This window comes from Streptomyces sp. NPDC028314, from assembly GCF_055565795.1.
Genome location: NZ_JBVHTP010000004.1, coordinates 181,894 through 195,905 on the forward strand (window position 1 = coordinate 181,894; position 14,012 = coordinate 195,905).

The following is a 14,012-nucleotide window of genomic DNA, read 5'->3' on the forward strand; positions in this document are numbered from 1 at the left end:
AGTTGCCCGGTGTTCGTGTGATGGATGATGGATGGACGACGGAATCGCCTTCAAGCGGGCGTTTTCCGTGCGCATCCGCGACGACCGGGAGAAACTCACATGGCCCCCCGCATCCTGCTGGCCCGCCACGGCCAGACGGCGTGGTCCCAGCTCGGCAAGCACACCGGACGCACCGACGTGCCCCTGCTGGAGGAGGGCCGGCGCGGCGCGAAGCTGCTGGGCGAGCGGCTGGCCCGGGAGCCGTGGGCGGGCCTGCGCGGCCTGGAGGTGCGCACCAGCCCGCTGGTCCGTGCCAGCGAGAGCTGCGACCTGGCGGGGTTCGGGGTCCGGGCGGAGCCCTGGGACACCCTCATGGAGTGGGACTACGGCGACTACGAGGGCATGACCCCGGCCGAGATCCAGGCGGTCCGTCCCGGCTGGCTGATCTGGCGCGACGGGGTCCCCGGCGGCGAATCCGTCGCCGATGTCGCCGCCCGCGCGGACGAGGTGGTCGCCTGGGCCCGCTCGGCGGAACGCGACGTCCTGGTCTTCGCCCACGGCCACATCCTGCGCACCCTGGCCGCCCGTTGGCTCGGCTTCGAGGCCTCTTTCGGCGCCCGGATCCGGCTGGAGCCCACCTCGCTGTCGGTCCTGGGCTGGGCGTACGGGGCTCCCGCGCTGGAGCGCTGGAACGACACCGGGCACCTGGACGGCTGAGGCCACGGGGCGCAGGTCAAGTGACGTACGCCCGGGACGGGTCGGCGGACCGTGGTGAGCTCCACGCGGGTGCGGGTGCGGGTGCCTGTGCGGGCGTCGGGCCCGGAGCCGTCACAGCGCCGCGTGCCGGGTCAGGAAGGCTCCGACGCGCGGTGAGCGCTGGTGCGGGACCAGGGCGCCGGCCGTCCCCGCCAGCATGGACCGGATGCGGGTCGACTGGACCTCGGTGAGCAGGTCCAGCACCCGGCCGCCCGCCCAGGCGGCCTCGTCGGGCGCGCCCGCGCGGGCCAGGTTGTCGGCCAGTTCGGCGGTGTAGAGGGCCACGTTCCGCGCGAAGTGCGGGTCCTGGAGGTCCGCCGCCCGGCGGGCGTGCCGGGCGGCCCGGGCGTGCTCCCCGAGCGAGGCCCAGCAACGGGACTCCAGGGACTCCAGTTCGGCCTCCCCGAAGAAGGACATCCACTCGGGGTCGGCGCTCGCCGGGCCCCGGGAGAACTCCGTGTGCGCCCGGGTCAGCGCCTCCTCGCAGGCCCTGCGGTCGGCGAGCCCGGCCCAGCCGCCGGCCTCCCGGAGCGCGAGGAGGGAGAGCAGCCGGGGGGAACCCAGCGAGCGGGCGGCGCGGCGGCCAGCCTGGGCCGCCCGTACCGACTCGCGGTGGCGCCCGCAGTCCCGGGCCAGGAAGGCCATGTTGCTGAAGGCGTGTGCCTCCAGGGCCGCGTCCCCCGACACCCGGGCCGTCGCCAGGGCCTCCGCGTAGTGCGAGCGGGCGTCGTCGAAGCGGCCCGAGTCGTGGGCCAGCCAGCCCACCGAGACGGCGAGTTCCCCGGCGCCCGCGTGCAGCCGGTCCTCGGTGGACTGCCGGGTGGCCCCCGCGTCGAGCAACGCGTAGGCGGTGCGCAGGGGTTCGGCCGCCCTCCGGTACAGGGCGTCGGCCCCGTGCCGGTCGTCCAGCAGCCGGATCTGGCGTACGGCCTCTTCGACGGCGGCGGCCTCCGACTCGCCGGCGCGGGTGGGCAGCCGGCGGGAGTCGCCGGTCAGGGTGAGGCTGAGCGTCGCGGCTGCCACGGTCGCGGAGCCGCCCGCCATGAACGCGCGACGCAGCACGTCGCTCTCCTTGGAACGGTGGATGGGGTGGGAGAAGGCGGGGGTTTCGGGGGCGGCGCGCTGCGCGGACCGGCCGCGTACCGTCTCGCGCGGGGAGAATCCCAGGTCGGCCAGGGTGCGGCCGGGGAACATGTGCAGGAAGACGCGCTCGTAGGCGTAGTTGGGGCAGCGGATCTCGCCGGACTCGACCCGGCCGATGTAACGGGCGTCGCAGGAAACCGTTTCGCCGATCTCCCGTGCCGCCCGGCGGACCAGGCCCGCGAACTCGGCGGGGGAGCGCGCTCCGCGCAGTCGCCGGAAGGAGGAGTTGGGTGAGTGGGGGAACGCCGCCATGGACGTGGCCTCTCTGGACTTCGGGCTTTCTTCAGGCTGGGCCCGGCGGGCATGAACGTACCGGCAGCGGAGGCGCGTTCATGCGATGTTTGCCTACAAAACGGATATCTCACCCGCGATCCGCCATGAACTGCCATCCTTTGCGGCATCGTTCCGCCGCACCTGTTGACGATCCGCCGCGTTGAACCCATGCGGAGTGGCCCGCACGCGGATCGAGGAGGGGTTCCCTTGGTGGAGGGCGGCATGGAGAGCAGTGGAACGAACACCGTGCCCGAGCCGGGCGCGACCCTGGGAACGGCCGGGACCGTGGGCACGGCCGAGGCGCCGGACCTGGTGACCGTGCCCACGCGCCAGGGCCTGGAGGCGGTCGACATCATCCGCCGCGCCACCGGCCGCTCCGCCACCGGCGTCGGCCCCGTCCTGCACGACGGCTCCGGCGGCACCCTCGGCTTCATCGTCCCGCCCGGCACCGCCGACGCCTGGGACCTGCCCGGCAGCGCCTGTACGCAGACCAACGGGCGCGGCATGCGCTTCGGTGACGTCGACACCGCCTCGCCCGCGGCGGGCGGCACCGGCTGGCTGCTGCCGCCGGAGGCCGTCGGGCAGGTCACCGACCCCGAGGTGCTGCGCGCGGCGCTCGGCGAGGCCGCCCGGCTGATCGAGGCGGCCGACAACTGCCGCTGATGCCCTGACCAGCGATAATGGGGGAATGGCAGGGAAGAGCAAGGGCAGCAGGCGCAGAGGTGACTCCGAGGCGGTCGTCGGGCAGGTGGACGGCGGCCAGGCCGAGCTGGCGCCCGACCGCGAGCGGTCCCGGGCCTGGACCCTGCTGATCGACGGGGCTCCGCAGTCGCACGTGGACCTCGACGACCCCGGGTACCTGGACTTCTCGTACCAGCGGCGGATCGGGCACCTGATCGACCTCGTCGCCCCCGCCCGGCAGCCCCTCAACGTGGTGCACCTGGGCGGCGGCGCCTTCACCCTGGCCCGCTACACCGCCGCGAGCCGCCCCCGCTCCACCCAGCAGGTGGTGGAGATCGACGCCGGCCTGGTGGCCTTCGTACGGGAACACCTGCCGCTGGACCCCCAGGCGCGGGTCCGGGTCCGGGCGGTGGACGCGCGGGCCGGCCTGGCCAAGGTGCCGGACGGCTGGGCCGACCTGGTGATCGCGGACGTGTTCAGCGGCGCCCGCACCCCGGCGCACCTGACCAGCGCCGAGTTCCTGGACGACGTACGCCGGGCCCTGGCGCCCGCCGGCTGGTACGTGGCCAACCTCGCGGACGGTCCGCCGCTGGCGCACCTGCGGGGCCAGATCGCGACGGCCGCGTCCCGGTTCGCGGAACTGGCACTGGCGGCCGACCCGGTGGTGTGGCGGGGGAAACGCTTCGGCAACGCGGTGCTCGTGGCCGCCGACCGGGAGCTGCCGGTGGCGGAGTTCACCCGGCGGGTGGCGAGCGATCCGCACCCCGGGAGGGTGGAGCACGGGCGGGCCCTGGCGGACTTCGCGGGCGGCGCGACGGCGGTGGCCGACGCCTCGGCGGTGGCCTCGCCGGAGCCGCCGCCCTCGGTGTTCCGCTAGACGGTGTCCGGGCGGTCCGGGCGGTCCGGGCCGTCCGGACCGCCCGGGCGGGACGCCGCGGCGCGTTCCCGCAGGAGGCGCTTGTCCGGTTTGCCGCGGTCCGTCAGGGGGAGGGCCTGCGTCCAGAACACCGCGGTCGGGCGGTGGTCCGGTGCCAGCTCCGCGGCCACCAGCGCGCAGGCCGCGGCGGCGGCCCCGTCCGTGGGGGCCTGCCCGGGGGGCGGCACCAGGAAGGCGCACACCTCCTCGCCGGTGCCGGGGTGGAACCGCCCCACCACGGCCGCCTCGGCCACCGACGGGTGCCGGGTGAGCGCCGCCTCGACGGGGCCGCAGTAGATGTTCTCCCCGTCCACCATGACCACGTCCTTGACCCGGTCGTCGAGGTAGAGGTAGCCGTCGGCGTCGAAGTGCCCGAGGTCCCCGGTGCGCAGCCAGCCGTCCCGCAGCACCTCGGCCGTCAGCGCGGGCCGCTTCCAGTACCCGGCCATGACGGTCGCGGACCGGACCCACACCTCGCCGGTGGCGCCCGGCCCCAGCGCCGTCCCGTCGGCGGCCCGGACCTGCGCCCGCACCCCGGGGACCGGCCGGCCGACGGAACCGAGCAGCTCGGGCCGGTCCGAGGCCGCCGCCTCGTGGTCGGACGCCGACAGCCGGCAGATCACCCCGGCCTCGTTCATCCCGTAGCCCTGCCGCCACCGCGTGCCCGCGCCCCAGCGGGTCAGCGCCTCGCGCAGCGGGTCCGGGTGCACGGGGGAGTCCCCGTACGACACCTGGGCCAGGCCGGGCAGGCCGTCGGCGGTCGCCGGGTCGTCCAGCAGCCGGTACACCATCGAGGTCGTCAGGTACGTGGACACCGGCCCCAGGCGGCGGCAGGCCTCGGCGAACTCCCGCGTGCCGAACGGCCCGAGGACCTCCGACCGGCCGCCCGAGCGCAGCTGCTCCAGGCACCGGCCGCCGGAACGCTGGGCGAGGGAGGTGACCGACAGGTAGACCTGCCCGGCGTCCCGGGCGCCGCCGGTCGTACGGGCCGCCATCGCCCCGAACGTGGAGGCCACCCCCTTGGGCCGGCCCGTCGTACCGCCGGTGTAGGTCACCCGGGCCACGTCGTCCTCGCGCGCCCGTACCGGCACCGGCAGCGCCTTGCGGGCCCGCGCCCCCTCCAGCAGGTCCGCCAGGCCGATCCGCGCGACCCCGGTGTCCGGCACCGGGGTGTCGTGGACGACCAGAACGGGCTCGCAGTCCCGCAGCACGAACTCCAGACCGTGGGTGGCGGGGCCGACCACCACCTGGGTCAGCCGCGCGCCCAGCAGGTGCGCGGCCAGCCGGACCAGCAGCACCTCGGGCGGATTGCCGGCCGACACGCAGGCCAGGCCGGACCCGCGGCGGATCCCGAGCTCCGTCAGGGCGCCCGCCAGCCGGTAGGAGTCGGCCAGCACCTCGTCGAAGGTCAGGAGCCAGGACGGCCCGGCGCCCAGCGCGGGCCGGTCCCCGTACCGCTCGCAGGCCTCGATCAGGTCCGTGACGTACCTCGCGCCGCCCATGCCGGCCGTCCCTCCCTCGCCGCTCCCGGTCGGTGCCGACGGTAGCCGAGTGAGCGGCGGCCGCCCCGCCGGCCGGCTCTCAAGGGTCGACGATCTCCACGCGCGGAGCCGTGTCGTGCCAGGTGCAGAACACCGACACCTCGCGGCCGTCCCGGGTGAAGGTGACCCGGATCCAGAAGTCCTGCTTCCACACCTGAACCCGCCAGCCGGCCGCCGGGGTCGCCGAGACCAGCTCGGCCGAGGCCGCCCCGATGTCGAAGACCACCCGGCCGCCCGAGACCGAGTACCCCTTCACGTCCTGCGCGTGGCCCTCGTCCGGCTGCCGGTACGGGCGCGGGCTCGACGGCGCGGGCGCGGGCTTCGGCTTCTCGGGGGACTCCGAGGCGGAAGCCGAAGGGGACGGGCCGGAAGGGGTGGGGGAGGGGGACGCGGACTCCGGTGGAGCACTGGGCGAAGGCGGCGGATCGGAGCGCTGCGTGGAGGAGGACAGCGGCAGCGTGGTCAGCGGAACGGCGAGCGGAGGATCGTAGGCGGTCCCGGACATGACGGTGTGCACGCCCCACCACGACAGCGTCACCGCCGCCGCCGTGGACAGCGTCCACGCCATGGCATGTACAAGTCCTCGTCGCATCAGGGGACATACTGCACCACCCGTCACAGAGGTGGCCCGCCACCTCCCCGGGTCGCCCGAATGGACTACGGTGCGGCCATGGCTAGTGTGCTCGTGGTCGAGGACGACCAGTTCGTACGTTCCGCCCTCATCCGGCACCTGACCGAGGCCTCCCACACCGTGCGGAGCGTCGGCACGGCCCTGGAGGCCCTGCGCGAGGTCGCCCACCACCGCTTCGACGTGGTCATCCTCGACCTCGGGCTGCCCGACCTCGACGGCGCCGAGGCGCTGAAGATGCTGCGCGGGATCACCGACGTGCCGGTCATCATCGCGACCGCCCGCGACGACGAGGCCGAGATCGTCCGGCTGCTCAACGACGGCGCCGACGACTACCTGACCAAGCCATTCTCCGTCGAGCACCTCTCCGCCCGGATGGCCGCCGTACTGCGCCGCTCCCAGGCGGCCGGAGCCGAACCGCCGAGCGTGCTGCGGGTGGGCGGGCTGGCCATCGACCCGCTGCGCCGACAGGCCCAGCTCGACGGGGCGGTACTGGACCTCACCCGTCGGGAGTTCGACCTGCTGGCCTTCCTCGCCGGACGGCCCGGGGTGGTCGTGGCCCGGCGCGAACTGCTCGCCGAGGTGTGGCAGCAGTCGTACGGGGACGACCAGACCATCGACGTCCACCTGTCCTGGCTGCGCCGCAAGCTCGGCGAGACCGCCGCCCGCCCCCGCTACCTGCACACGCTGCGGGGTGTGGGCGTCAAGCTGGAGCCGCCGGCGTGAGGTGGGCGCTGGTCAAGGTGTGCCTCGCGGTCACCGCCATGGTCGTGGTGGCCTTCGCCGTCCCGCTGGGGCTCGTGGTCCAGGAGATGGCCAGCGACCGGGCCTTCTCCAACGCCGAACGGCAGGCGGCCACCATGGGGCCCACCCTGTCCATCACCACCGACCCGGTGCAGCTGCGCAAGGCGGTGGAGTCCACGCAGATGGGCGCCGACCGGCGGATGGCCGTACACGTACCGGCCCTCGGGGACAGCGCCCCCGTGGACATCGGCGAGGGCTGGGCCGGCGAACACGCCGTCGCACAGACCCGCAAGATCGCCCGCGCCACCACCGCCAAGGTCTCCGGCGGGGGTTCGGCGCTGCTCCAGCCCACCGCACTCGGCTCCGGCGACATCGCGGTGGTCGAGATCTACGTGCCGGAGAGCGAGGTCAGCAACGGGGTCGCCACGGCCTGGATGGTGCTGGCGGCCGTCGGGCTCGCACTGATCGTGGGCTCGGTGGCGGTCGCGGACCGGCTCGGCGCCCGCCTGGTGCGTCCCGCCGAACGGCTCGCGGACGCCGCGCACCAGCTGGGCGAAGGACGGCTCGGCGCGCGGGTACCGGAGGACGGGCCCAAGGAACTCCGCTCGGCGGCCGTCGCGTTCAACTCCATGGCCGACCAGGTGGTGGAGCTCCTCGCCAATGAGCGGGAGCTGGCCGCCGACCTCTCGCACCGGCTGCGGACACCGCTGACGGTGCTGCGGCTGAACGCGGCCTCGCTCGGCGACGGCCCGGCCGCCGAGCACACCCGGGCGGCGGTGGAGCAGCTGGAGCGGGAGGTCGACACGATCATCCGTACCGCCCGTGAACAGCGCGCCCCGCACACCTCGGCGGGCGCCGGCTGCGACGCCTCGGAGGTGATCCGCGACCGGATGGACTTCTGGTCGGCGCTCGCGGAGGACGAGGGCCGCGAGGTCCGGCTGGCGGGCGTCGACCGTCCCGTACGGATACCCGTGGGCCGGCCGGAGCTGGCCGCCGCCCTGGACGCCATGCTCGGCAACGTCTTCCGGCACACCCCCGAGGCCACCCCCTTCGCGGTGGACGTCCACGACGCGGGGGACGCCGTCATCGTGCTCGTCTCCGACGCGGGCCCCGGCATCGAGGACCCGGACGCGGCGCTGCGGCGCGGCAACGACGGCGCCCGCGACGGCTCGACGGGGCTGGGCCTGGACATCGTGCGCCGGGTCGCGGAGTCCACGGGCGGCGACGTCCGGCTGGGCCGCTCGGTGCTCGGCGGGACCGAGGTCCGGGTGTGGATCGCCCTGGACGGCCGTGCGCGGGGCGAGGCCCGCCGGAGCCGGCGCAAGCGGCGGGGCGCCTGAGGCAACGCGGCGCGGGGTGGGGCCAGTCGGGGTCCGCCCCCGGGAGCCGGGGTCGCCGGGGGCCAGTCGGGGTCGCTTGAGGATCATCGGGGGCGCGCCTGGCGGGCGGTAAGTCCGCAGGTCGGTACGGTCCGCGGCATGGACACCCTCATCTTCGGCGGGCTCCTCGCCACGCTGATCGCCATGTACCGGGAGTCGTCCCGGACGGTCGTACTCGGTGCCTGGTGGGTCATGCTCATCGCCGTGATCCTGCTGATGGCGCACCACATCACCAGCAGCCTCGCCCTGACCCTGAACTACTGACCCGATGGCCACGATGAGCAGCCTCCTGCCGGAGACCCCGCTGGAGGGCGGACTGCTGGGCCGGGTCCAGTACTGGTTCGCGTGCTTCTTCACCATCGGCTGGACGGCCGTCGTCTGCGGCGGCCTGTTCTACCAGTTCGGGATGTGGGAGTACCCGTGCCCGCTCTGCGTCGTGCAGCGGATGTTCATGGTGCTCGCGGCGATCGGGGCCGGTCACATCATCCGCACGGCGCTCGCCGTCGGCGCGGTGACGGGCCGCGACTACATGATGGGCTGGGGCCTGGCGCTGGTCGCGGTGGCGGCGGGCTCGTTCGCGGCGTGGCGGCAGACCAGCCTGCACCTCCTGCCCGGCGACAAGGGCTACGGCAGCGAGGTGCTCGGGCTGCACCTGTACGTGTGGGCGTGGATCCTCTTCACGGCGTCCGTCGTGGCGATCGGTACCGTCCTGGCCTTCGCCCACTCCACCGCCGACCGGGCCATTCCGACGGCCGGCCCGGGGGTGTACCGGACGGTGGGGCTGCTCGCGCTGTGGCTCCTGGGCATGGTCATCGCCGTGAACCTGGTGGCCGTCCTCTTCGAGGAGGGCTTCAACTGGTTCCTCCCGGACGATCCGACGCGCTACGAGCTCCCCTATGACATCGGCATCCTGGATGGGAAGTGAGCATGAGCTACGCAGTCCTGGGAACCGGCACGGTCGGCCGTACGGTCGCCGCCCGCCTGCGCTCCCTGGGGCACGAGGTGGTCATCGGCACCCGCGACCCCGAGGCCACCCGCGAGCGCGCCGAGTTCGCCGACGGGCAGCTGCCGCTGGCGTCCTTCGCGGAGGCCGCGCGGGAGGGCGAAACCCTGGTCAACGCCACGGGCGGGATGGTGAGCGTCGCCGTGCTGACGGAGGCGGGCGCGGCGGACCTGGACGGCCGGATCCTGATCGACCTGGCGAACCCGCTGGACTTCGCGCAGGGCTTCCCGCCCCGGCTGGGCGTGGTCAACGACGACAGCCTGGGAGAGCGGATCCAGCGGACGTTCCCCCGGCTGCGGGTGGTCAAGACGCTGAACACGATGAACTGCCGGGTCATGGTCGAGCCGGCGCGGGTCCCGGGGGACCACAACGTGTTCCTGTCCGGCGAGGACCCGGAGGCGAAGCAGGACGTACGGGCCCTGCTGCGCTCCTTCGGCTGGCCGGACGCGCGCATCCTCGACCTCGGCGGCATCGAGTCGGCCCGCGGCACCGAGATGGTGCTCCCGCTGTGGCTGCGGCTGATGGGCACGCTGGGGCACGCGGAGTTCAACTTCGAGATCCGGACGGCGGACGTCACGCCCTGAGGCCCCGGACGGCGGTGGTGCCGGCCCGGCGGCCTCGGACGGCGGAGGTGACGGCTTGGCGGCCCCGGACGGCGGAGGTGCCGGCCCGGCGGCCTCGGACGGCGGTCCAGATGTTGCCGCCGCCGTTCCCCGCCCGGAGGGTGGCCATGACGGACCCCCGCCACAGCCACCCCCGGCGAAGCACCCCCGCCGGCACCCACCGAGGAGCCCCCGCATGCGAGTCATGCTCCGCGCCCACATGGACACCCACGCCTCCAACGAGGGCATCAAGAGCGGCGCCCTGGACCAGGCCATCGGCAGGCTGTTGGAGAGCGTCAAGCCCGAGGCCGCCTACTTCGGCCTCGCCCAGGGCGTCCGCTCCTGCTGGATCGTCTTCGACCTCCAGGAGAGCTCGGACCTGCCGCCGCTCGTCGAGGACCTGTTGATGCAGTTCAACGCGGAGGTCGAGGTGTGTCCGGTGATGGACCACGACGACCTGGTCAAGGCCATGCGGAGCATGAAGGCTACGAAGTCTTCGTAGCGCCGGCGTCCGCGGCCCGGAGGGCGACGCCCCCGACGGCCTCGGGCGCGACGGCCTCAGGCGCGGCGGCCACGCCCCCGGCGGCCGCGCCTTCGGCCTCGGGCTCGCCGGCCTCCGCTGCGGCGCCCGCCCCGAAGCGGACCCGGCCGGCTCCCGCCACCACGGCCAGCACCGCCGAGGCGGCAGCCGCCCCGCACGCCACGGCGAACGCGGCCCGGTACCCGTACGCGCCCGCAAGCGGACCGGCCACCGCCGCGGCCAGGGCCTGGCCGACGATCAGGCCGCTGCCCACCACGGTCATGGCCTCGCCCATCCGCTCCGCCGGGCCTGCGCGTTCCACCAGCCCGAACAGCGCGATGAGATGCGGGGCCACCGCGAGTCCGATGCCGCCGATGGCGAGCGCCGCCCCCCACAGCCCCGACACGGCCAGGAGCGGCAGCGTCAGCGCGGCCTGGATCCCGATGGTCCAGCGCAGCCGCACGGTCAGGTCGGCCGACCCGGGCCGGGCGACGGTCACGAACCCGGCGATGGAGCTGGTCACGGCCATCGCCGCCCACACCAGCCCGGCCGTGCCCGGCTCGCCCAGGGACTCGGCGAGGGCGTTGACCCCCGTATTGGCCCCGCTCCACGCGCAGCCCTGGAGTACGGCCATCGTGAACAGCAGGACCAGACCCGGCGACCACAGTCGTACGTCGGCACGTGCCCCGGTCGCTTCGACCGGCCCGGGCGCGGTCGGGTGCAGGGCGAAGAGGGTGCCGAACACCAGGATCAGCGCCGCCGCGAGCAGCAGCGCGGAGGCGGGGTGCACCGTCACCGCGAGGATCCCGGCGAGCGCGGGCCCGACCATGAACCCGACCTCGTCCAGCGTGGTGTCGAAGGAGAGCGCGGCCCCCACCAGGGCCTTGTCCTCGCCCGCCAGCCGCGCCCAGCGGGCCCGGGCCAGCGGCCCGACCTGCGGGACGGTGAGACCGGCCGCGACGGCGAGCGCCATGCGGACCGGCAGCGGCAGCCCGCCGAGGACCGACGCGACCAGGGCGAGGAGGACGACGGCGTTGGCGCCGCAGGCGGCGAGCAGCACGGGGCGGTGGCCGCGCCGGTCGGCGAGCCGGCCGATGACCGGGCCGCCGAGGGCCTGGCCCAGCCAGAGCGCGGCCGCCACGGCGCCGGCGGCACCGATGCCGTCGCGCGCGTTGATGAGCAGGAGCGTTCCGATGGGGCAGAGCGCGGCGGGGAGCCGGGCGAGGAACGCGTACACGGGAAGGGCTGTGCCGCCGAGTGCGAACACTCCGCGGAAGCCGCTCGGAGCGGCTGTGGAACCGGACATGGACATCCTCCGTCAGCACGCCGACCCTCCCGTATCTCCGGCGCGCGTATTGCCCGTTGGGCCGGACGATAGCCGTGGAAGCGCAGCCTCGGAACCCCCTGCCCAGGGTGTGGGCAACGGCCGGAAATCCGGCCCGGAGGTCAGGAGTCGGCGCCCGCGTTGAGACGCTTGGCCTGGGCGCGGCCGACTTCCGCGGCGCGGTGCAGGTAGTCGGCGATGATGGCGAGCTCGCTGTCGGAGTAGCTGTTCAGCACGGCCCCGAAGGCCTGGCCGGGGGTTTCCCAGGCGGCGCCGATGCGTTCGCGGGCTGCGGGGGCGAGGGCGACGAGGGAGCGGCGGCGGTCGTGCGGGTCGGCGTGCCGCTCGACCAGGCCGGCCTTGGCCATCCGGTCGACGAGGCGGGTGGCGGAGCCGGAGGTCAGGCCGGTGAGGCGGGCGATGTCGCCGGTGCTGACCGGGCCGGGCTCCATGTCCAGGAGGTGCAGGCACTGCATGTCGGTGGGGTGCAGTCCGAGGTGGTCGGCCATGGCCTGGTTGAAGAGCGAGTAGTCGGCGTAGTGGCGGCCGCTTTCCGTGATGATCCGCGCGAGGAGTTCCGCGCGGCTCCAGTCCTCGCGGTTCCCATGGGGTTTGTGGTTCCCGTGAGGCTTGTGGTCGTCGTGGGGCTCGCGGTTTCCGTGGGGCTCGCGGTCGTCGTGGCGTTCACCTGAACGAGGGGAATCGGTTGACATCGGCTTCTCCATGCTCCAAATTTATCTGCGTGGCGCAGGAAATGCGTCACGCAGAATCTGTGTCACGTGTCCCATCCTAAGGAAAAGGAACCTGTCATGTCGATCCTCGTCACCGGCGGCCGCGGCGCCGTCGCCCGCGGGCTCTCCGCCCTCCTCTCCGCCCGCGGCATCCCGTACCGCCTCGCCTCCCGCGAGCGGGACACCCCCGATGCCGTCCACCTCGACCTCTCCGACCCCGCGACCTTCCCCGGCGCGCTCGCCGGAGTCCGATCCGTCTTCCTGTACGCCGAGGCCTCCGCCGTCGAAGCCTTCGTCAAGGAGGCCGTGAGCGCCGCAGTGGAGCATGTGGTGCTCCTGTCCTCCTCCTCGGTGCTGAGTCCGGACGCCGCCGACAGCCCGCTGTCCGCCTCCCACCTCGCCGTCGAGGAAGCCCTGCTGGCCTCCCCGCTGCGCACCACCCTGCTGCGGCCCGGCTCCTTCGCGAGCAATGCCTACGGCTGGTCCTGGTCGCTGAAGTCCGGCCGCCCGATCCACCTGCCGTACCCGGGCTCCTACTGCGACCCGGTCCACGAGGCCGACATCGCCGAGGCCGCTCTGGCCGTCCTCACCGAGCCCGCTCTCGGAGGTCGGGCCTACACCCTGACCGGCCCCCAGTCGCTCACCTTCGCCACCCAGCTCGCGATACTCGGCGCGGTCCTCGGCCGGCCCGTGCCCTTCGAGCAGGTCTCCGCCGAGCAGTGGAAGTCCGAGGTCGACGGCTACATACCCGGCCCGTACGCCGATGCGCTCCTCGACTACTGGGCGGCGAACGAGGGCCTCCCCGTCGAGATCACCGACGATGTGGAGCAGCTCACCGGCCACCCGGCGCGCAGCTTCGAGACCTGGGTGGAGGACCACGCCGCCGAGTTCGCGATACCCGCGTGAGCGCAGCCGGTGCCCGTCAGGGCGTGGGCGGCGCCGAGTCCACCGGCTCCGGCCGGGACTCCGGACCGGTCCGCGCGAGGCCCGGGGTGGGGTAAGTGAACCGGGGCAGGAACAGCTGGGTGACCGGGCCGACGGCCAGGGCGTACAGGACGGTGCCGACGCCCGCGCTGCCGCCCAGCAGCCAGCCCCCGGCGAGGACGGCGAGTTCGATCGCGGTCCGGATGGAGCGGATGGACCGCCCGGTGCGGTCCGAGGCGCCGGTCATCAGGCCGTCGCGGGGGCCCGGGCCGAAGCGGGCGCCGACGTAGAGGGCGATGGAGAAGCCGTTGAGGGCGACGCCGCCGATGAGCAGGGGGATACGGGCGGGAAGGTCCAGGTGGGCCGGGACGAGGTGGAGCCCCAGGTCGGACGAGCAGGCGAGGATGGCGATATTGGCGAAGGTGCCGAACCGGGGGCGCTGCCTGAGGGGGACCCAGAGCAGCAGGACCAAGACCCCCACGAGGGCGCTGATCGCGCCGAAGCTGAGCGGGGTGTAGAGCGCCAGGCCCTCGTACAGCACGCTCCACGGGTTGACCCCGAGGGAGGAGCGGATCATGAGCGACAGGCTGAACCCGTAGAGGGCGAGCCCGGTGAAGAGCTGCGGAAGCCGCCGAAGGGGGCTCACGGCCAGGGGCAGGTACGTGAGATCGGGCAGGGGTTGGGGCAGGGGTTGGGGCTGGGGTTGGGGCCGGGGCAGGGGCCGGGGTTGGGGTTGGGGTTGGGGCAGCGTGACGGCGCGGGGCATCTGGTTCTCCGGGACGGGTGAGGTGCCGTGAGGCAGGCGGGGTGGGGCCGAACGTAGTCAGCCCGCGGCGCGGAGTCCTGGTCCAATTCCGGCACACTGGAC

At 74.2% G+C, this 14,012-nt stretch carries 17 protein-coding genes; 10 read left to right on the forward strand and 7 right to left on the reverse strand.

What is annotated here, in order from left to right:
• The first annotated feature begins 99 nt into the window (after window positions 1–99).
• Entirely contained in the window at window positions 100–696 is a 597-nt protein-coding gene (locus tag ACZ4TG_RS11785; protein ID WP_468161777.1) for a histidine phosphatase family protein, read from the forward strand.
• A 111-nt stretch (window positions 697–807) separates the two neighbouring features.
• Here ACZ4TG_RS11785 and ACZ4TG_RS11790 read toward each other — a convergent pair whose 3' ends face one another.
• Window positions 808–2,130 (reverse strand): tetratricopeptide repeat protein, encoded by a 1,323-nt coding sequence (locus ACZ4TG_RS11790; RefSeq protein ID WP_468161778.1) that lies wholly within the window; start codon window positions 2,128–2,130, stop codon window positions 808–810.
• Between the two features lie 243 nt (window positions 2,131–2,373).
• Between ACZ4TG_RS11790 and ACZ4TG_RS11795 the strand changes: the two genes are divergently transcribed.
• Both ACZ4TG_RS11795 and ACZ4TG_RS11800 read left to right on the forward strand, forming a co-directional pair.
• Window positions 2,374–2,814 carry a hypothetical protein gene (locus ACZ4TG_RS11795; protein ID WP_468161779.1) on the forward strand — a complete coding sequence of 147 codons (441 nt, stop codon included), beginning with the start codon at window positions 2,374–2,376 and terminating at the stop codon, window positions 2,812–2,814.
• Window positions 2,815–2,839: 25 nt separating this feature from the next.
• Window positions 2,840–3,709, forward strand: coding sequence for a spermidine synthase (locus ACZ4TG_RS11800; protein WP_468161781.1), 870 nt, complete (start codon window positions 2,840–2,842; stop codon window positions 3,707–3,709).
• Here the strand turns inward: ACZ4TG_RS11800 and ACZ4TG_RS11805 are convergent.
• Both ACZ4TG_RS11805 and ACZ4TG_RS11810 read right to left on the reverse strand, forming a co-directional pair.
• A complete protein-coding gene (locus ACZ4TG_RS11805) occupies window positions 3,706–5,250 on the reverse strand; it encodes a class I adenylate-forming enzyme family protein (RefSeq protein ID WP_468161783.1) in 1,545 nt (514 codons plus the stop codon). The genes ACZ4TG_RS11800 and ACZ4TG_RS11805 overlap by 4 nt on opposite strands.
• Before the next feature lie 79 nt (window positions 5,251–5,329).
• Window positions 5,330–5,881 carry a hypothetical protein gene (locus ACZ4TG_RS11810; protein ID WP_468161785.1) on the reverse strand — a complete coding sequence of 184 codons (552 nt, stop codon included), beginning with the start codon at window positions 5,879–5,881 and terminating at the stop codon, window positions 5,330–5,332.
• A gap of 78 nt (window positions 5,882–5,959) precedes the next feature.
• On the opposite strand from ACZ4TG_RS11810, the gene ACZ4TG_RS11815 reads away from it, so the two are divergent.
• The 5 genes from ACZ4TG_RS11815 to ACZ4TG_RS11835 all read left to right on the forward strand — a co-directional run bounded on the left by ACZ4TG_RS11815 (window position 5,960) and on the right by ACZ4TG_RS11835 (window position 9,627).
• Window positions 5,960–6,643, forward strand: coding sequence for a response regulator transcription factor (locus tag ACZ4TG_RS11815; protein ID WP_468161787.1), 684 nt, complete (start codon window positions 5,960–5,962; stop codon window positions 6,641–6,643).
• Entirely contained in the window at window positions 6,640–8,001 is a 1,362-nt protein-coding gene (locus tag ACZ4TG_RS11820; protein ID WP_468161789.1) for a sensor histidine kinase, read from the forward strand. Before ACZ4TG_RS11815 ends, ACZ4TG_RS11820 begins: the two co-directional genes overlap by 4 nt.
• A gap of 138 nt (window positions 8,002–8,139) precedes the next feature.
• Window positions 8,140–8,304: a DUF5993 family protein gene (locus ACZ4TG_RS11825; RefSeq protein WP_468161791.1), complete on the forward strand. Its 165-nt coding sequence runs from the start codon at window positions 8,140–8,142 to the stop codon at window positions 8,302–8,304.
• Window positions 8,305–8,317: 13 nt separating this feature from the next.
• Window positions 8,318–8,965: a disulfide bond formation protein B gene (locus ACZ4TG_RS11830; RefSeq protein WP_468161793.1), complete on the forward strand. Its 648-nt coding sequence runs from the start codon at window positions 8,318–8,320 to the stop codon at window positions 8,963–8,965.
• Between the two features lie 2 nt (window positions 8,966–8,967).
• Entirely contained in the window at window positions 8,968–9,627 is a 660-nt protein-coding gene (locus tag ACZ4TG_RS11835) for an NADPH-dependent F420 reductase (protein WP_468161795.1), read from the forward strand.
• On the opposite strand, the gene ACZ4TG_RS11840 is transcribed toward ACZ4TG_RS11835, so the two are convergent.
• The gene (locus ACZ4TG_RS11840) at window positions 9,617–9,775 is read right to left on the reverse strand and encodes a hypothetical protein (RefSeq protein WP_468161797.1); all 159 of its coding nucleotides are present in this window, start codon (window positions 9,773–9,775) and stop codon (window positions 9,617–9,619) included. The genes ACZ4TG_RS11835 and ACZ4TG_RS11840 overlap by 11 nt on opposite strands.
• Window positions 9,776–9,841: 66 nt before the next feature.
• Between ACZ4TG_RS11840 and ACZ4TG_RS11845 the strand changes: the two genes are divergently transcribed.
• Window positions 9,842–10,147: a hypothetical protein gene (locus tag ACZ4TG_RS11845; RefSeq protein WP_468161799.1), complete on the forward strand. Its 306-nt coding sequence runs from the start codon at window positions 9,842–9,844 to the stop codon at window positions 10,145–10,147.
• Here the strand turns inward: ACZ4TG_RS11845 and ACZ4TG_RS11850 are convergent.
• Complete coding sequence (locus tag ACZ4TG_RS11850) at window positions 10,131–11,471, reverse strand: MFS transporter (RefSeq protein ID WP_468161801.1); 1,341 nt, start codon at window positions 11,469–11,471, stop codon at window positions 10,131–10,133. The two genes, ACZ4TG_RS11845 and ACZ4TG_RS11850, sit on opposite strands and share 17 nt — an antisense overlap.
• A gap of 140 nt (window positions 11,472–11,611) precedes the next feature.
• The gene (locus tag ACZ4TG_RS11855) at window positions 11,612–12,202 is read right to left on the reverse strand and encodes a MarR family winged helix-turn-helix transcriptional regulator (RefSeq protein WP_468161803.1); all 591 of its coding nucleotides are present in this window, start codon (window positions 12,200–12,202) and stop codon (window positions 11,612–11,614) included.
• A 96-nt stretch (window positions 12,203–12,298) separates the two neighbouring features.
• On the opposite strand from ACZ4TG_RS11855, the gene ACZ4TG_RS11860 reads away from it, so the two are divergent.
• The gene (locus ACZ4TG_RS11860) at window positions 12,299–13,126 is read left to right on the forward strand and encodes an NAD(P)H-binding protein (RefSeq protein ID WP_468161805.1); all 828 of its coding nucleotides are present in this window, start codon (window positions 12,299–12,301) and stop codon (window positions 13,124–13,126) included.
• 16 nt (window positions 13,127–13,142) lie between these two features.
• Here ACZ4TG_RS11860 and yczE read toward each other — a convergent pair whose 3' ends face one another.
• Complete coding sequence (gene yczE, locus ACZ4TG_RS11865; RefSeq protein ID WP_468161806.1) at window positions 13,143–13,790, reverse strand: membrane protein YczE; 648 nt, start codon at window positions 13,788–13,790, stop codon at window positions 13,143–13,145.
• Between the last annotated feature and the right edge of the window lie 222 nt (window positions 13,791–14,012).